The organism is Ruegeria sp. CL5 (genome assembly GCF_056536485.1).
In genome coordinates this window covers 247,139-263,866 of sequence record NZ_JBQFPS010000003.1, presented here as the reverse complement: position 1 = coordinate 263,866, position 16,728 = coordinate 247,139, and the positions used below count along the sequence as shown (strand labels likewise).

16 protein-coding genes are annotated in these 16,728 nt (G+C 56.1%); 8 read left to right on the top strand and 8 right to left on the bottom strand.

Annotated elements, in window-relative coordinates:
- Positions 1 to 3: 3 nt before the first annotated feature.
- The 6 genes from ACR0IU_RS07310 to ACR0IU_RS07285 form a co-directional block, all read right to left on the bottom strand.
- On the bottom strand, positions 4 to 771 hold the full coding sequence (locus ACR0IU_RS07310) for an SDR family NAD(P)-dependent oxidoreductase (RefSeq protein ID WP_480715784.1): 768 nt from the start codon (positions 769 to 771) through the stop codon (positions 4 to 6).
- Complete coding sequence (locus ACR0IU_RS07305; RefSeq protein WP_480715783.1) at positions 771 to 2,480, bottom strand: IlvD/Edd family dehydratase; 1,710 nt, start codon at positions 2,478 to 2,480, stop codon at positions 771 to 773. Before ACR0IU_RS07305 ends, ACR0IU_RS07310 begins: the two co-directional genes overlap by 1 nt.
- Positions 2,481 to 2,538: 58 nt before the next feature.
- Positions 2,539 to 3,879 carry an alpha-galactosidase gene (gene melA, locus ACR0IU_RS07300; RefSeq protein WP_480715782.1) on the bottom strand — a complete coding sequence of 447 codons (1,341 nt, stop codon included), beginning with the start codon at positions 3,877 to 3,879 and terminating at the stop codon, positions 2,539 to 2,541.
- A gap of 22 nt (positions 3,880 to 3,901) precedes the next feature.
- Positions 3,902 to 4,750 (bottom strand): carbohydrate ABC transporter permease, encoded by an 849-nt coding sequence (locus ACR0IU_RS07295; RefSeq protein ID WP_170475148.1) that lies wholly within the window; start codon positions 4,748 to 4,750, stop codon positions 3,902 to 3,904.
- Between the two features lies 1 nt (position 4,751).
- Positions 4,752 to 5,678, bottom strand: a complete 927-nt coding sequence (locus tag ACR0IU_RS07290) for a carbohydrate ABC transporter permease (RefSeq protein ID WP_170475146.1) — start codon at positions 5,676 to 5,678, stop codon at positions 4,752 to 4,754.
- Between the two features lie 93 nt (positions 5,679 to 5,771).
- A complete protein-coding gene (locus ACR0IU_RS07285; protein WP_170475143.1) occupies positions 5,772 to 7,031 on the bottom strand; it encodes an ABC transporter substrate-binding protein in 1,260 nt (419 codons plus the stop codon).
- 140 nt (positions 7,032 to 7,171) lie between these two features.
- On the opposite strand from ACR0IU_RS07285, the gene ACR0IU_RS07280 reads away from it, so the two are divergent.
- The 3 genes from ACR0IU_RS07280 (at position 7,172) to ACR0IU_RS07270 (ending at position 10,107) form a co-directional block, all read left to right on the top strand.
- Positions 7,172 to 7,966, top strand: coding sequence for an IclR family transcriptional regulator (locus tag ACR0IU_RS07280; protein ID WP_170780452.1), 795 nt, complete (start codon positions 7,172 to 7,174; stop codon positions 7,964 to 7,966).
- Positions 7,963 to 9,021 carry an ABC transporter ATP-binding protein gene (locus ACR0IU_RS07275; protein ID WP_480715781.1) on the top strand — a complete coding sequence of 353 codons (1,059 nt, stop codon included), beginning with the start codon at positions 7,963 to 7,965 and terminating at the stop codon, positions 9,019 to 9,021. Before ACR0IU_RS07280 ends, ACR0IU_RS07275 begins: the two co-directional genes overlap by 4 nt.
- 63 nt (positions 9,022 to 9,084) lie before the next feature.
- Positions 9,085 to 10,107, top strand: coding sequence for a trans-3-hydroxy-L-proline dehydratase (locus ACR0IU_RS07270; RefSeq protein ID WP_480715780.1), 1,023 nt, complete (start codon positions 9,085 to 9,087; stop codon positions 10,105 to 10,107).
- A 37-nt stretch (positions 10,108 to 10,144) separates the two neighbouring features.
- Here the strand turns inward: ACR0IU_RS07270 and ACR0IU_RS07265 are convergent, their stop codons facing one another.
- Positions 10,145 to 10,726, bottom strand: a complete 582-nt coding sequence (locus ACR0IU_RS07265) for a YceI family protein (protein ID WP_480715779.1) — start codon at positions 10,724 to 10,726, stop codon at positions 10,145 to 10,147.
- 98 nt (positions 10,727 to 10,824) lie between these two features.
- On the opposite strand from ACR0IU_RS07265, the gene ACR0IU_RS07260 reads away from it, so the two are divergent.
- The 5 genes from ACR0IU_RS07260 to fcl all read left to right on the top strand — a co-directional run bounded on the left by ACR0IU_RS07260 (position 10,825) and on the right by fcl (position 15,432).
- On the top strand, positions 10,825 to 11,349 hold the full coding sequence (locus ACR0IU_RS07260) for an RNA polymerase sigma factor (RefSeq protein ID WP_010441513.1): 525 nt from the start codon (positions 10,825 to 10,827) through the stop codon (positions 11,347 to 11,349).
- Positions 11,346 to 12,083 carry a hypothetical protein gene (locus tag ACR0IU_RS07255; RefSeq protein WP_480715778.1) on the top strand — a complete coding sequence of 246 codons (738 nt, stop codon included), beginning with the start codon at positions 11,346 to 11,348 and terminating at the stop codon, positions 12,081 to 12,083. Before ACR0IU_RS07260 ends, ACR0IU_RS07255 begins: the two co-directional genes overlap by 4 nt.
- Positions 12,084 to 12,142: 59 nt before the next feature.
- Positions 12,143 to 13,225 carry a helix-turn-helix domain-containing protein gene (locus ACR0IU_RS07250; RefSeq protein WP_480715777.1) on the top strand — a complete coding sequence of 361 codons (1,083 nt, stop codon included), beginning with the start codon at positions 12,143 to 12,145 and terminating at the stop codon, positions 13,223 to 13,225.
- Between the two features lie 94 nt (positions 13,226 to 13,319).
- Entirely contained in the window at positions 13,320 to 14,444 is a 1,125-nt protein-coding gene (gene gmd / locus ACR0IU_RS07245) for a GDP-mannose 4,6-dehydratase (protein WP_480715776.1), read from the top strand.
- Position 14,445: 1 nt separating this feature from the next.
- Positions 14,446 to 15,432 (top strand): GDP-L-fucose synthase, encoded by a 987-nt coding sequence (gene fcl / locus ACR0IU_RS07240; protein WP_480715775.1) that lies wholly within the window; start codon positions 14,446 to 14,448, stop codon positions 15,430 to 15,432.
- A gap of 33 nt (positions 15,433 to 15,465) precedes the next feature.
- On the opposite strand, the gene ACR0IU_RS07235 is transcribed toward fcl, so the two are convergent.
- The gene (locus tag ACR0IU_RS07235) at positions 15,466 to 16,542 is read right to left on the bottom strand and encodes a DUF2793 domain-containing protein (protein ID WP_480715774.1); all 1,077 of its coding nucleotides are present in this window, start codon (positions 16,540 to 16,542) and stop codon (positions 15,466 to 15,468) included.
- Between the last annotated feature and the right edge of the window lie 186 nt (positions 16,543 to 16,728).

Genomic DNA, 16,728 nt, shown 5'->3' with positions numbered 1-16,728 from the left:
GCGTTACCCCGTTACCACAACGCCGCCGTCGACAACCATGCATTGACCCGTCATGGCACGGCTTGCGCTTGAGGCCAGAAACAGGGTTGGTGCGATCATGTCTTCGGGCGTTAGATGTTCTTTCAGGCATTGGCGATCCAAATGCGCGGCCAGATCTTCGGGCGTTGCCCACATGTCCAGCTGTTTCTGCGTCAGAACCCATCCCGGAGCCAATGCATTGACCCGGATTTTCTGAGGCCCAAGCTCGCGCGCCAAAGAGCGAGTCATACCGGTGATTGCCGCGTTTGAGCTGGTGTAGATCGGATAGCCTGCGTTCCCCATCATGTAACTGATTGAACTGAAATTGATGATCGACCCGCCGTTGTCTTTCATCTGCCGCGCGGCTTCCTGACAGGCAAAGTAATAAGCTTTGAGGTTCACCTCGATCATCCAGTCCCAGAAATCGGGAGTGGTTTCCTCAAGCGAGTGACGCTTGTCATTGGCTGCATTGTTGACCAGCACTTTCAGCGGACCGTGGGTCTCGGCTGCTTTGGTCATGGTGGCGTGCATCAGTTCGGTATCGGTCATGTCACCCTGCAGAAATAGAGGGGCGCGGCCATGCTTGTCACGCATCTCTTCGACGAAAGCGCTCGCATCGGAACGACCTATGAAGGCAACATTTGCACCTTGGCCCATGAAGCCATCGGTTAGTGCCGCGCCAACACCCGATCCACCGCCGGTAATGTATACGGATGCACCGCGCAGGTCATGAAATGTAGCTGGTTGATCCATCAGTGGCTCTCTCTCGTCACAAGGCGTGTGTCTTTGCCCACAAGGAAATCAAGGTCGGCGCCCTGATCGGCTTGCAGCACGTGGTCGATATAGAGTTTCGCATATCCACGCGTGTAATGCGGATCGTCCGGTTGCCACAGGGCGCGGCGGGCGTCCAGTTCCTTTTCGTCAACCAGCAGTTCCAGTTCGCCTTTGCTGGCGGACACTCGGATGCGGTCGCCGGTATTGACCAAGGCGAGTGTCCCACCGGACTGCGCCTCAGGGCTAACATGCAGGATCACCGTGCCGAAGGCTGTGCCCGACATGCGCGCGTCCGAGATACGGATCATGTCGCGCACACCTTCTTTGACCAGCTTCGCCGGGATCGGCATGTTCCCAACCTCCGGCATGCCCGGATAGCCTTTGGGGCCACAGCCTTTGAGCACCAGAATGGTCTCGGGTGTGACAGGCAGGTCGTCGCGGTCGATATTTGCTTTCAGGTCCTCGATGCTCTCGAAAACATATGCTTCTGCCTCGGTTTCCAACAGTGCGTCTGTGGCCGCCGAAGGTTTCACGATCGCCCCGTTGGGCGCAAGATTTCCGCGCAGAACCCGCAGGCCAGCGGCGGGTTTTACCGGATCGTCGAAGGGGCGAATGACATCTGTGTTGAAACACTCAGCGCCTTCATAATGCGCCGAGATATCCTTGTTCAGAACCGTTTTAGCTGGGCGCAGGAAAGGTTTGAGTTCGCTCAGAACCACTGGCACGCCGCCTGCATAACAGAAATCCTCCATCAGGTATTTGCCAGAAGGCATGCAGTTGACTAGCAGTGGGATTTCTGACCCGATTTCAAAGTCTTTCAACGTCAGATCGACGCCCACGCGCCCTGCCAGCGCCAGAAGGTGGACCACTGCATTTGTTGATCCTCCGACGGCCGCATTGGCGAGAATGGCGTTTTCAAAGGCTTCCTTGGTCAGAATGTCCGAGGGTTTGAGGTCTTCGTCCACCATCTCGACAATTCGTTTGCCGGTCATATGCGCCAGTGCCATGCGGCGGGCGTCGACGGCGGGCAGGGCGGCGTTGGTGGGCAGAGACATGCCCATCGCCTCAACCAGCGAGGCCATGGTACTAGCGGTGCCCATGGTCATGCATACACCCGCGCTGCGCGACATGCCGGATTCCGCGCTCATGAATTCCTGCAGGGTCATTTCTCCGGCACGAACCGCCTCGGAAAACTTCCAGACATCCGTGCCCGAGCCGATATCCTGACCCCGGTACTTACCGTTCAGCATCGGGCCTGAGCTGACCACGATGGATGGCAAATCGACCGAGGCTGCCCCCATCAGCTGCCCGGGTGTGGTCTTATCACATCCCCCCAGTAGGACAACGCCGTCGATACCATAGGCGCGGATGGATTCCTCAACATCCATCGCCAGCAGATTGCGAAATAGCATGGCGGTGGGCTTCATCTGAGTCTCGCCCAGCGACATTACCGGGAATTCGACAGGGAAGCCGCCCGCCTCCCACACACCCCGTTTGACACCCTCGGCCAGGTCACGCAGACCCGAGTTGCATGGGGTCAACTCCGACCATGTATTACAAATGCCAATGATGGGGCGTCCGTCGAACGCATGGTCCGGAAAGCCCTGGTTCTTCATCCACGACCGATGAATGAACCCGTCCTTGTCAAGTTTTCCGTACCAATGTTGAGAACGGCGTTTTTTGGTCATTTTTGGCTCTGTCTGTCTGGCTTGCGATGGAGTTGATTGTTTTTCGAATAGATGAAGATCAGGCCGCACGGGCTGATTGGCACCAATCGGGTAGCCAGTCGCCATGGGCGGAAAGCAGATCAGTGACGAGGCTGCGAATTTGGCGCAAATCCAACTCCGCCGCAGTATGGGGATCCAGCATGGCGGCGTGATAGATATGTTCGGGGTTCTGCTCTGTCAGCGCCCGAACTGTCAGTTCCTGCACGTTGATCTGAGTCCGCATCAGCGCGATCAGCTGGGGCGGGATGTCGGTGACGACAGATGGCTGCACACCGTTGCTGTCCACAAGGCAAGGTGTTTCCACCGCAGCGCCCAAAGGCAATTGCGGGATCTGGCCTGTATTGGGCAGATTGCCATAGGCTGTGTAGGGTGTGTTGGTGACGATGGCGTTCATAAGGTCAGCGGCAAATTCGTGGCTTCGGGTTACTTCGATATCCCGACCATCGGTCAGTGTCTTGGCTTGGTCCTTCCAATTCGACACCTGCTCGACGCAGCGGGTCGGGTATTCGTCCAGCGGTATGCTGAACTGTTCGATCAGGTCATTGCGTCCGTCTTTGATGAACCACGGAACGTATTCTGCAAAATGCTCGGAACTTTCGGTGCAGAAGTAACCGAGTTGATCCATCACTTCGTACCGGACTTTGTTCGGACAACGAGGCATGAGAAGCGGAGGCTTGGGCAAGTGCCCGGTGAGATAGCCCTGTCGCAGAGCAGGATAGATATCGCGGCCCTCATGCTCGAGTTTGAGAAAGAAGGCGACGTGGTTAATGCCTGCAACTTTGTAGCGTATATCCGCCTTGGGCAGATCCAGATCATGCGCCAGTTCCTCGACTGTGTTCTGAACGGAATGACACAGTCCCACATGTTTCAGAGCAGGGAAGCGCTCGGCCAGGGCCCAGGTATTGATGGCCATCGGATTCACGTATTGCAGCAGCGTAGCATTGGGGCAGAGTTGCATCATATCCTGCGCGACACCCCACAGAACGGGCACAGTACGCAGGCCGCGCATGATACCGCCTACACCCAGCGTATCGGCGATGGTTTGGCGCAGGCCGTATTGTTTCGGGATTTCGAAATCAGTCACAGTGCACGGCTCGTATCCGCCGACCTGAAAGGCAGTAATCACGAAATCCGCGCCGTCCAGCGCCGCGCGGCGATCCGTGTGGGTCGAGACGGTCGCACCCGTGCCGACTGATCGGATCATGGCCTTGGCCACAGCCTCGCTCTCGGTCAAGCGCACCGGATCAATATCCATCAACGCAAAATGGCTGTCGGCGAGGGCAGGGGTGAGCAGGGCGTCGCCCACGATATTCTGCATGAAGATCGTGGAACCCGCACCTACAAAGGTGATCTTGGTCATGAGGTAAACCTCTGGTTTGGCGTTATTTTACAGCACCGAGGGTCAGGCCCGCGATAAAGTGTTTCTGCATCAGGAAGAACATGGCAACAGGTGGTAGGGCTGCCACAATTGAACCGGCACTCATCAGCTGATAGGCGGCGCGGAACTGGGCGTTGAAGCTGGTGATCCCGGCGGTCACGGGCTGACTTTCGGCGCCTTGGGTCAGGACAACCGCCCAGAAATAATCGTTCCAGATGAAGGTGAAGATCAGCACGCTGAGCGCGGCAATTGCGGGCTTCATTAGCGGTAGGACCACATACCAGAAAATCCGCCATTCGCTGATACCTTCAACCCTCGCCGCCTCGATGAGTTCGAAGGGTAGGGCGCGGATGAAGTTGCGCATGAAGAGTGTGCAGAAGCCGGTCTGGAAGGCGATATGGAACAGAACAAGCCCGGTTTTGGTGTTGTAGAGGCCCAGTTCCAAAGTCAGATCGCGTACGGGGACCATCAAAATCTGGAAGGGGACAAAGTTGCCCGCCACGAACATGAAGAAGATCCAAAGGTTCGATTTGAACTTGTAGATTCCAAGCGCAAATCCGGTCATGCAGCTGAGCGCCACGGCTCCGATCACGGTGGGTACGGTGATCAGGAATGAGTTCAGCAAATATCGAGGCATGTCTGAATTAAAGAAGACCTGCCCATAGTTGAAAGCGCCCTCAAAGCTGGACGGCATGCCCCAATAGTTCGCGTTGGTGAAGTCTGCCGCCGGTTTGACCGAGAACAGGGCGACCGCCAGCAACGGCCCCAGCCACAGCAACAGCGCCAGAGGCAGCATCGCCTGATAGGTGATCTGGGCTGCGCGGGGTTGTTTTTCGATGGGTTTGGGAAACATCTCAGTGCCCCTTTTCTTCGCGATACATCGACCACAGGAAATAGGCGATGAAGCAGAGCATGATGAGGAACAGGATCACCGCGATGGCGGCTCCATATCCCATGCGGAAACCGTATTCGGACAGGGCGACTTCGAACATGTAATAGGCCAGCACACGGGACGACCCAAAAGGCCCCCCCTGTGTCATGATCGAGATCAGGTCAAAGCTGCGCAACGCACCGATGATGGTTACGACAAAAGCGATGAACGTCGCGGGTCGCAGTTGCGGCAGGATGATGTGCCACAGCATCCGCCCACCTTTTGCACCGTCAAGCCGTCCGGCCTCGATTTGCTCGGGGTCAACGGCGTTCAGGCCGGTGAGGTAGAGGATCATGCAATAGGCGGTTTGCGGCCAGAGCCCTGCGAAGATGATGCCATAGGTAACGAACCGTTCGTCGCCCAACACATTCAGCGGGCCCATACCGAATAAACCTAGGAATTCGTTCAACAATCCGAATGTCGGGTCGTAGAACCATGTGAAAACAAGGCCAACAACAACCTGAGAGATGACGAACGGAAAGAAGAACAAAGACTTATAGAGCCGTATGCCCCAGACCGTCTGATTCAGGAACAGTGCGATGAACAGGCCTGCGGGAATTGCAGCAAGATACAGGACCAACCAGATCAGGTTGTTCTTGAGCGAAATGTAGAATGCGTCACGGTCGACCCATTCCCAATACAGATCCTCATAGTTGCGCATGCCTACATATTCGGCGGCTCCCAGCCCATCCCACTCGTAAAGAGACAGGTTGAAAGACTGAAACACCGGGATGATCACATAGACCAAGAAGAACAGCAGGCCCGGAGCCAGAAACAGCCAAGGCGCGATGCGCTGCTGGTTTCTGTGGAACCAGCTTTCCTGTTCTGGGGTGTCAACTACAGCGGTCATGGAACATCTCTGGTTAGGGGGTGAAGGCGGGCTGAAGCCCGCCCTACGATTTTGAATGTTTTAAGGCCGAACTGAGTTCGGCCCTAATTACACTTAGTTGTCGTAGATGCGCTCACGCGCGCGTTCCAGCTTGGCCAGAATCTTATCCGCGTTGTCAGGCTTGACCATGAATTCCTGGAAGCCCTCCATCGAGACCTTGGCCATTTCTGCTGGTGCGTCACGGTCCCAGAACTGGGCAACACCGCCAGGGCTGTTGGACGACAGCATCGTGAAACCTTGCTGCAGGAACTTATCGTCATCTACCGCAGATTGCGCATTCACAGGCAATTGGCCGAGGTTCGCACCGTTGTTGATTTCGGTCTGCTCGTCCGCGGAAACCGCAAAACGCAGGAACTCACGGGCGGCTTCCTTGTTTGAGGCATTGGCCGGAATGTGGAACGTGTCCGTCGGCGCATCTTCGGCCAGTTCGACATCGGGGTTGATGGCAACGAACTGGTAGAAATCCAGCTGATCGTCCGTCAGACCCGCCTCACGCAGGGGCGCCACGGCGAAGTTGCCCATCAGATAGGCCGCCGCCTCGCCGTTGACCATGAAGGGCAGGGCTTCCTGCCAGCTATAAGTCTGGTGATTGTCGATGAACGCGCCCATGTCGATCAGCTGTTTCCAGTTGGCGAAGGTCTGCTTGACCCGGTCGTCTTCCCAGCTGATTTCACCATTTGCGAGTTGGTTGTGGAAATCGAACCCGTTGGTGCGCATATTCAAGTAGTCAAACCAGCCACCGGCGGTCCACAAGAACTTGGTTCCGATGGTGTAGCAGGCGCGGCCTGAATCAACTATCTTCTGGCAATTGGCCAGCTCTTCTTCCCAAGTGGTTGGCTCGGTCAAGCCAAGTTCATCAAAGATGTCTTTGCGATAGTAAACCCCCCACTGATAGTATGTGTACGGGACACCCCATTGCTTTCCATCAATGGTCATCGCGCCTTTGGTGGATGCCAGATTGTCGGCGATTTCAGGCTCGGCCCACAGATCTGAGACGTCCTCGAACAGGCCCGCCTCGACATATGGCTTCATCCGGTTGGCAGCGTACCATGTGGCAACGTCAGGCGTGTCTGCCGTCAGGAAGTTGCGGATCTGGGTCTTGTAAGCCTCACGGTCGATCACGGTGGTCTCGATTTCCAGACCAGGATGTTCAGCCGCGAATCGCTCGATCATCGCTTCCATCGTCGCGCGCGGCGCCGGGTTGGATGTATCGAGGAAGATTCGCAGCTCGCCGGTCAGCTCAGCTGCAACAGGCGCAGCAAGTGCCACACTGGCAGCCAAAGCAGCTGCTGTGCGCTTGAACATGGAATGCATGGTTTCCTCCCTTAAGCTTCCATATTGGTTCCAAATATTGAAACCTTGTTTTATATATTGAAAACTACACATCGACTCGGCTAGTCTTGTCAAGACCCTCGTGCCCATAGCCGGGGGAAAGTGGAGGAGAACAGGCACCCGTGGCAGGTGACGGAACAATAGGAAAAGCATGTGACGTGCTGGAGCAAGTTGCGGCGTTCGAGCGCCCAGTGCGCTTCGGTGAGCTGTTGGAAAGCAGCGAATTCCCCAAGGCGACGCTGTATCGCTTTCTGCAATCGCTGACCAATCAGGGCATGCTGCATTACGAACCGGAACGGCAAACATATTCTCCGGGGATGCGGTTGGTGCGGTTGGCTCATTCGGCATGGACCCAAAGCTCGCTTGCGCCCATTGCGCGGCCTTTCTTGGACGCCCTCAGCGCCGAGACAGGGGAAACGGTGCACCTGGCGCAGCTTGATTCCGGTCAGGTGCTTTACGTGGATAAACGCAATGCTCAGCGACCGATCGAAATGTATTCCGAGGCTGGCAAGGTCGGCCCGGCTTATTGTACCGGCGTCGGTAAGGCGATGATGGCTTATCTGGACGAGACTCAGTTGGAGAAGACGATCTCGCAACAAAGCTTTCACCGGTTCACCGACAAGACACTGGCCTCGGAGAAGGCATTGCGAGCCGATCTCGAGCTGATCCGCAACCGGGGTTACGCGGTTGATGATGAAGAGCATGAGCCCGGCATCATCTGTATTGCCTGCCCGATCCTGACCTCCGGGGACCGCATGTTAGGGGCTCTATCGGTGACGGGATCGACCGGAAGGATGGATTTCGAACAATTACAATCTTGGGTGCCACGCGTCCGGCGCGTCGCTGAACAGATTGGCACAGAAGCACAGGCGTGGCGGTTCCCCGAGGGCCAACAGAATAGGATGCAAGCAACATGACAGGTGTAACCCTGAAAGGCGCGATCAAACGGTATGGCCAGACTCAGGTCATTCACGGGATCGATCTGCAGATTGAAGATGGCGAGTTTTGCGTGTTCGTGGGCCCTTCGGGCTGCGGCAAGTCTACTTTGTTGCGGATGATCGCGGGGCTTGAGGAAACCTCGGATGGTGAGATCCATATCGGCGCACGTGAAGTCACGCATGTCGACCCGGCCAAGCGGGGGGTGGCGATGGTTTTCCAGACCTATGCGCTCTATCCCCATATGACGGTGGCCGAGAATATGGGCTTTGGCCTGCGGATGAACGGTGTCGCCAAGGCTGAGATTGACCAGAAGGTTCAGGAAGCGTCGAATATCCTGAAACTCGACCAATATCTGAAACGCAAACCCAAAGCGTTGTCCGGCGGTCAGCGTCAGCGGGTTGCGATTGGGCGCGCCATTGTGCGCGGCCCCGAGGTGTTCCTGTTCGACGAGCCGCTTTCGAACCTTGACGCAGAGCTACGCGTGGAGATGCGGGTCGAGATTGCGCGACTTCATCAGGAAATCGGCGCAACGATGATCTATGTTACGCATGATCAGGTCGAGGCGATGACCATGGCCGACAAGATTGTGGTATTGCGCGACGGTCGGATCGAGCAGGTGGGTGCCCCTATGGACCTGTATCGTGACCCCGATAACAGATTCGTGGCGGGCTTCATTGGCTCTCCGGCCATGAACTTCTTAGAGTGCGATGTCGTGGATGGCACGGTGCGGCACCCTGCGCTGACTGATGCGATCCCGGTTACTGAAAGTGTGCCGAGTGGAGCTACTAAAGTTACACTGGGCATTCGCCCCGAACATATTCAGGTGGATCGAAACGGTGACACCTGCACGGTCGATCTGACCGAAGCGCTGGGTGGTGTATCCTATTCCTATCTGCTTACGCCCAATGGCGATAAGCTGATTGTGGAAGAGCGGGACGACCAGCGCAGTACGACCGGTGACCGTATCGGGCTTTCGATCCGGCCCGAACGCGCGATGCTGTTCGATACCGAGTCGGGTCAGCGGCTGCGATAGGGCTTGCCAGACCGAAGCTGTTTTGCATGACTGCGCATTAATCATCGGCTTTCAGGAGGCCATATGCGCAGTTCCAAAACCATCCATGTGATCTCAGCCCATGCCGAAGGCGAGGTGGGCGATGTAATCGTTGGAGGTGTTACCCCACCTCCCGGGGAAACGGTTTGGGATCAGAGAACCCATATCGCCGAAGATCAGACCCTAAGGGATTTCATGCTGAATGAACCCCGCGGCGGTGTCTTTCGCCATGTGAACCTGCTGGTTCCACCAAAAAACCCCGAGGCCGCTGCCGCTTTCATCATCATGGAGCCGGAAGACACGCCGCCGATGTCCGGTTCGAATTCCATCTGCGTTTCTACGGTTTTGCTGGATAGCGGCATCCTTCCAATGCATGAACCAGAAACTCGTTTGACGTTAGAAGCTCCCGGAGGGCTGGTCCGCGTCCGCGCCGAATGCCGCAATGGCAAGGCCGAACGCATCTATGTGCAGAACGTGCCAAGTTTCGTCGACAAGCTGGATGCCCGGATCGAGGTTGAGGGCATCGGAACGCTGCGCGCAGATACCGCGTTTGGTGGCGACAGTTTTGTAATTGTCGATGCAGCTGATCTGGGTTTTGACCTGACGCCTGATGAAGGCGCTGATCTTGCCAGAACCGGCGCGCGTATCACCGATGCCGCCAATGAGCAGCTTGGCTTCAATCATCCCACCAAAGACTGGAATCACATTTCATTCTGCCAGATCGCAGGCCCGCTGGATCGGCAGGGTGATATCCTCACCGGTCGCAATACAGTCGCCATCAAACCCGGCAAGCTGGATCGTTCACCCTGCGGCACCGGAGCTTCGGCCCGAATGGCTGTTTTGCTTGCCAAAGGGCAGATGTCGATGAATGACCGCTATCACGCGCGCTCGGTTATCGACAGCGAGTTTCGCTGCCGCATCGTGGATCAGCTCGATCTGAATGGGCGCGTGGCGATCACCCCGGAAATCTCAGGGCGGAGTTGGATTACGGGCACGCACCAGCACATGCTGGACCCGGAAGACCCTTGGCCCGGTGGCTACCGCTTGAGTGATACTTGGGGTGCATAAGTCGGGGCCAAAATTGACCCCGTACTTTGGTTGATCTTCAGCTATCGAGGTTGAACATCAGTCTTGCTGTCACTGGTACGGTACGGGTGATGCTGGGAAGTTGCGCCAGCTCCATTAGCTTGTCGACACCTGCTGAGACGCCCGCATCCTCGGTGCTGATGAAGACCATATCGTTGGTTGACACCATGACAGTGTCTTCGGCCACGCGCAAAATGAACATATCGGTGTAGAACTCAACCTCGGTCCCGGCCAGAGCCAGTTTGACATCCACTTCAACCGTGTTGCTGGAACCCACATCCAACTTGGACACCTCATCCAAATCAATCTCTGCGGTCAGCGTGGCTGTTGCCACCTTGCGGAACACATGTTCGATCATCCGCTCGTTGCGGATATCGATATTCGTTTCGACCGAGGACAAGTCGATATCAATCTCAACTTTGCCATCCTCGCTGACATGGCCCGATATGTTGGTGAAGGAATTGACCTCGCCCACATCGTCGATCTTAACCGTGCCATAGGCCAGATGAGAGGCGCTGGGATTTAGTGTCCAATCAGCGGCCAGCGCGGGACCTGCAACAAAAGCCGACGCAATCGTGATTGTTTTGAACAGAAGTTTCATTTCATTCCTCCAGAGTCTATGACAGTTCAGACCAAGCGGGCCCGGTCCCGTGACAAAGCAAACACACACAGGTCGCGATTTATTCGATGAGTGTTGAGATGAGCACCGAACAAGCCGTGCGCGGCGCGATCCAGACCCATTCAAAACGGGTCTGGAGGTTTGGATTGGCGCTGTCGGGGGCGTCGGATGTTGCGGACGATCTGCTGCAGGCAACAGCCTTGCGGGCGTTAGAAAAGCACCATCAGGTAACTTCATATGATCGGTTGGACAGCTGGCTGATGACGATCTGCCGCTCGATCTGGTTGAACGAGATACGGGCACGGTCTGTGCGCAAGGCGCAAGCATTGTCGGTTACACCTGAGGCGGAATTGGTTGCACACGGACCCGACTCAGAAACGAATATTTTCGCCGCTCAGGTGTTTACTCAAGTGATGCAACTGCCAGAGGCGCAGCGCGAAACGGTGATGCTTGTATTTGTAGAAGGGTACAGTTACCGCGAAGCTGCGGCCATGCTGGATGTTCCCATCGGCACGATCATGAGCCGGTTGTCCAACGCCCGGCAGAAACTGAAAACCGTAATGCAGCACGAAGCGGGCGACGCGGTGCAACGGAGTGGCAAATGAAGTTTTCCGACGAAACACTTCTGGCCTATCTGGAAGGCAGCCTTGATGGGGCCGAAGTCCACGCCATCGAAGTGGCCGTGGCAGAGGATACGGGTCTTGAAGCCCGCTTGATGGCGTTGGATCCGTTTGCCCCTGTTGTACAGCAGGTTTTTGATGACGTCCCGGCTGAGGTTCCTGAAATTGATCTGCCTGCGCCCACTCCGCAGCAATACAAATCAGGACCTCTTCGATTGCTGGCGGTTGCGGCCTCGGTTGCCGTTATCGCAGTATCCGCAACCTTCTGGGTGACGCGTCCGAAGGCTTTGGGCTGGGCAGAGCAAGCCGCAATTTATCAATCACTCTATTCAGCCGAAACGATTGCTGATCTGGATAACTCTCCGCAAAAACTGGACGCGCAATTTGCTCAGGCTGAGGCTCAGCTCGGCCGACCCTTAAATCGGGAGGTGCTGGAAAATCTTCCCGGCCTCGACCTGAAACGCACACAGGTTTTATCATTCAAAGGTAAGCCATTGGTTCAGGTTGTCTTTGCTGATGCACAAGGAAATCCATTTGCGTTCTGCGTGATCCGGCAAGGTCCAAATGCCCCATCGAAGGCAGTTAATCTTGCAGTGCTGAGCGGCCTATCAACCGCGACATGGGCAAAAGATGGGTATGGTTATATGCTGTTGGGTGGCGATCGCGAGACAGATCTGAGTGGAGAGCTGCATGCTCTGACCGCAGCCTTTGCGGGTTGATTATCGGGATTTCGGGAAACCCCTTGTGAACTTCGGCAAATGCTCGAAGAATGCCAGATATGAAGCCGATCCCTCAAGAACCGGACCCAGACGATGATGAGGCCCTGGACGCAGGGCCGCGCAGCATCTATGACACCGATCCACCGGATGAAGAGGATCTATGGTTTCTCCCTCTAGCGGATGAAGAAGATCCTGAAGAATTTCTTCCGTCTGTCCCAAGGCCTGATCAAAGCCTCCTTTTTGATCCAAGGGATTGGCGCACGGCTCAATCTGAACTGTCCGCTGAACTTGCTGATCTGGCCGTGACTTTCGGAGCGCTGGATGAACGTTTGCGCGCAGGGCCGAAAGGATGGGGTCACCGTCTGGCCTTAATGGAAGTGTCGGATTTGGGCTGGTGGACCGGAGACCGGATCAGCGTCGATCGTCTTGCGCTATGGACCGGATTGCGGATCGGTGCGACGAGTGATGACGTTCAGGCGTTGTACCGGGCAGGCTGGGCGGTGCGGCGACTATCCTCGGGTGCTGGGCCATCAGAGGGCGGATGGGACGCTGGGCTGACCGCTTTTCTGGATCGTCAGGCCCAGGGCATCGAGGACGCCCCAGAGACCGTGATAGATCTGGCCGAAGTGATGCGGAATGTGGCTGCGTTGCACCCGGTGACTCAGGCTGCAATCGGGTTCCACGCGTGGCGCGCGCTCTCTCCAGGCATTGGACAGGATACCGAAGCTGCCGTTATTGCAGCCCGCCATGCGGCATCGATAGGGCGAGGAGGCGCATTGTTCATGCCGCTTTCCTTGTCGGGACCGGGTGCGTTGCGCGGTGCAGGCTCATTGGATGAAAAGCTATCCGCCTGGATAGGTGGGGCAGGTCAGGCCTCGCTTGCAGCTCTGCTGCATCTGGACCGGATCAGCGCTTGGGAAGAACGTGCCCGTGAGGCTGTATCAGATCTGAGTGGGCGAACTCCACCAGTGTTGATCGATGCGCTGACAGCTTGGCCGATGGTATCGGCACCATTGGCCGAAGAGCTGACCCAAGCCTCGCGCGCGGCCATACAGCGAAATCTGGACAAATTCAGCGACAGAGGATTGATCCGCGAGGTGACAGGGCAGGGCCGTTATCGAGTCTGGACAGCGGCATTATAACCGATCTTTCGAATTCCCCGTTTGCTTGCATTTGGCCGAGTCTTGCTGTTTCTGGAAGAACAAACAGGCGAAGTAGAACCATCGGGGCGCAATCATGAGCAAATCAGCACTGATAACCGGTATTACGGGTCAGGATGGCTCTTACCTGGCTGAGCTGTTGCTTGCCAAAGGCTATGACGTTCACGGTATCAAACGACGCGCATCGTCTTTCAATACGCAGCGGATTGATCATATCTATCAGGATCCGCATGAACCAGATCCCAGGCTGCATCTGCATTATGGTGATCTAAGCGACACCTCGAACCTGACCCGGATCATTCAGGAAGTGCAGCCCGACGAGGTCTATAACCTTGGTGCGCAATCCCATGTCGCGGTGAGTTTTGAATCGCCTGAATACACGGCGGATGTGGATGGGTTGGGTACGCTACGCCTGCTCGAAGCGATCCGGTTTCTGGGACTGGAGGGCAAGACCCGGTTTTATCAGGCCTCTACCTCAGAGCTCTTTGGTTTGGTGCAGGAAACACCGCAACGCGAGACAACGCCTTTTCACCCGCGCTCACCCTATGGGGTCGCCAAGCTGTATTCCTATTGGATAACAGTAAATTATCGAGAGGCTTACGGGATGTACGCCTGCAACGGTATTTTGTTCAATCACGAAAGCCCCCGGCGTGGTGAGACCTTTGTGACTCGTAAGATCACTCGTGGCCTTGCAAACATCGCGCAAGGTTTGGATGACTGTTTGCATATGGGTAATATCGATAGTTTGCGCGATTGGGGGCACGCGCGGGACTATGTGAAGATGCAGTGGCTGATGCTGCAACAGGAGACGCCCGAGGACTTTGTAATCGCCACCGGCAAGCAGTATTCCGTGCGCCAGTTCATCGAATGGTCTGCCAGCGAGCTGGGTTTGGTGCTGGAGTTTTCAGGGGAGGGTGTCGAGGAATTTGCGATTGTTCGCGAAGTAGTGGGTGATAAGGCGCCTGCCCTGAAAGCTGGCGATATCGTGATGCGGATCAACCCGCGTTACTTCCGACCGGCCGAGGTTGATACGCTGTTGGGAGACCCGTCCAAGGCCAAGCAAAAACTAGGTTGGGAACCCGAGACCTCTGTGCAAGATGTATGCGCCGAAATGGTTGCCGAAGATTTGAAAATCGCACGGCGCAATGCCCTGCTCAAAGAACACGGGATGGCTGCGCCAGTCACACGGGAAAACGGCTGAAATGGGCAGCTCGCGCAGAATATATGTAGCGGGTCATCGCGGCATGGTCGGAAGCGCGATTCTGCGAAGGCTGCAGCAGCGCCAACAGGCAGGTGAAAAACTCGAGCTAATCACGCGGACGCGGAGCGAATTGGATCTGACCGATCAGGTTCAGGTTCAGAATTTCATGCGCTCAGAACGTCCGGACATCGTGATTTTGGCCGCCGCCCGTGTTGGCGGTATCTATGCGAACAACACATATCCGGCGGATTTCATCTACGAGAACCTGATGATCGAATGCAATGTGATCCATCAGGCGTTTTCGGCAGGTATAAAACAGCTGCTGCAACTTGGAAGTTCCTGCATTTATCCGCGCTCAACACACCAGCCTATGCGCGAAGACGCGCTTTTGACCGGGCCGCTGGAGCCGACAAATGAACCTTACGCCATCGCCAAGATTGCCGGGATCAAGCTTTGTGAAAGCTATAACAGGCAGCACGGCGTAGACTACCGGTCCGTCATGCCGACGAACCTTTATGGCCCCGGAGACAACTTTCACCCTGAAAACAGTCACGTGCTCCCGGCACTGATCCGACGTTTTCACGAGGCACAGCGTGATGGGCTAGATGAAGTTGTCATATGGGGAACCGGAAATCCGCGACGCGAGTTCTTGCATGTTGATGATATGGCCGAGGCGTCGGTGTTTGTTTTGAACCTGCCACGCGAAATATATGAGGCAAATACTGATCCAATGTTAAGCCACATTAATGTGGGTACGGGCAGCGATACATCGATCGCAGACCTCGCAACGATCATTGCGGGTGTCGTCGGTTTCACTGGCCGGATCACGTATGATCCAGACAAACCGGATGGCACGATGCAAAAACTGATGGATGTATCGCGCCTCGCAGGTATGGGCTGGAGTGCTGGCATCAGTCTTAACGACGGAATTCGCCAGACCTATGCGTGGTTTCTAGATCAATCAGAAACCGATCTGCGCGAAAGGTGACCGCCCGCGCAATGGCCCGGACGGTCTGAGCTGTCAGAACCAGCGGCCGATGGCGATCATTGATGGTTCAATATTTGTGGCATCCGAAATTGCCGCCAGCACCTGGAATGTCGCTTGTGTTTCCGATGGCGTGTCAAATCCTACAAACCGACCGAGCCCGCCACCATTCCCGCTAAGGGCTGGTTTACTGCCAGCGGCAAAAGCGATGGGAAAATTCCAGTTGGCAGAACCGCTGGTGAACAAGGCACCGGTTGCGGTCGTACATCCGACAGCATCAAGAGTTGTTGTACAAATTTGGGTACCGTCAGCAAATCGCGTGTAGTCTCCATTTGTATTACTGCCATGCTCGATCACAGCCCCAGAAGGTACACCACTGTTTTGTGACACTGTGCCCAGTACGTTGCCCGGCCCGTATCCATAATCTGCCCGCATCAGGCGACCAGGCGTGGTATCATTGGCGCTGCTCTGTATGGCTGCGCCACCCGCTATACCAGATGAGGCGTCAAACCGTAGTGCTTCAACCCAGCTCCCGCCATCTGGCGAGACTTTGATCGAGAACTCCGTGTTGCCAGAAAGGCCCATCTCGGCGTGACCGGTCCAGTTGGATTGAAACAAAAGCGAGGCCGTGTCGCCGTCGCTGGCTTTGTTGACCTTCAACTGATGACCACCACCTTCATGGGTTAGCAACGTCGCAGGGCTACGCACCGCCAGCCGATTGGTGCTGTCGGATCCGGTTGCAACGCCAATTCCTGGCAGATTCTGCAAATCAACAGGCGGGTCGATCCAGGCGAATCCGTTCCAGATTTTCAACTGCTCCGAGCTTTGGTCCCAGGCCCGCCACCCCAATTCCGGCGCTAAGAAATGCCATCCGTGGTCCAGCCACGCTGCCAATTGGCCGTCGTGACCAGCCCAAGTCCCCGTAGGCGCTGTGCCGAGTGCATGCGTTTCCCCCTGATCGGGCGCAGCGGGCGGTATTGTCGCGTCGATGGAGACTACGCTCAGTTGGACTACAAGATCGAGTGTACGCAGCGCCTCGTTATGGGTCACTTGTTTCTGGGCCTGAGACGGTTGAATAAAGGGCAGGTTCAAACGAGGTGAGTTCTGTGGCACGGGCGTCCTCCTGAGATGTCGCTTTGACAATGATCGCGCGCCACCCTGCCTCAATCGGAGTGAAGCCCACCTGACGAACCCGGACGCTGGGTTTTTGATTTGTTAGGATTTGAGAAATGTCAAAAACCCACCTGCATTGCAGATAGCGAGATTTAATCAGAGATAAAGGGCTACTAGCGCCTACTG

Excerpts from the sequence above, each read along its gene's own strand:
- melA (WP_480715782.1), bottom strand. The coding sequence starts at position 3,879 with ATGACCAAGATCACCTTTGTAGGTGCGGGTTCCACGATCTTCATGCAG.
- ACR0IU_RS07295 (WP_170475148.1), bottom strand. The coding sequence starts at position 4,750 with ATGTTTCCCAAACCCATCGAAAAACAACCCCGCGCAGCCCAGATCACC.
- ACR0IU_RS07285 (WP_170475143.1), bottom strand. The coding sequence starts at position 7,031 with ATGCATTCCATGTTCAAGCGCACAGCAGCTGCTTTGGCTGCCAGTGTG.
- ACR0IU_RS07265 (WP_480715779.1), bottom strand. The coding sequence starts at position 10,726 with ATGAAACTTCTGTTCAAAACAATCACGATTGCGTCGGCTTTTGTTGCA.
- fcl (WP_480715775.1), top strand. The coding sequence starts at position 14,446 with ATGGGCAGCTCGCGCAGAATATATGTAGCGGGTCATCGCGGCATGGTC.
- ACR0IU_RS07250 (WP_480715777.1), top strand. The coding sequence starts at position 12,143 with ATGAAGCCGATCCCTCAAGAACCGGACCCAGACGATGATGAGGCCCTG.
- ACR0IU_RS07275 (WP_480715781.1), top strand. The coding sequence starts at position 7,963 with ATGACAGGTGTAACCCTGAAAGGCGCGATCAAACGGTATGGCCAGACT.
- ACR0IU_RS07270 (WP_480715780.1), top strand. The coding sequence starts at position 9,085 with ATGCGCAGTTCCAAAACCATCCATGTGATCTCAGCCCATGCCGAAGGC.
- gmd (WP_480715776.1), top strand. The coding sequence starts at position 13,320 with ATGAGCAAATCAGCACTGATAACCGGTATTACGGGTCAGGATGGCTCT.
- ACR0IU_RS07255 (WP_480715778.1), top strand. The coding sequence starts at position 11,346 with ATGAAGTTTTCCGACGAAACACTTCTGGCCTATCTGGAAGGCAGCCTT.
- ACR0IU_RS07260 (WP_010441513.1), top strand. The coding sequence starts at position 10,825 with ATGAGCACCGAACAAGCCGTGCGCGGCGCGATCCAGACCCATTCAAAA.
- ACR0IU_RS07305 (WP_480715783.1), bottom strand. The coding sequence starts at position 2,480 with ATGACCAAAAAACGCCGTTCTCAACATTGGTACGGAAAACTTGACAAG.
- ACR0IU_RS07310 (WP_480715784.1), bottom strand. The coding sequence starts at position 771 with ATGGATCAACCAGCTACATTTCATGACCTGCGCGGTGCATCCGTATAC.
- ACR0IU_RS07290 (WP_170475146.1), bottom strand. The coding sequence starts at position 5,678 with ATGACCGCTGTAGTTGACACCCCAGAACAGGAAAGCTGGTTCCACAGA.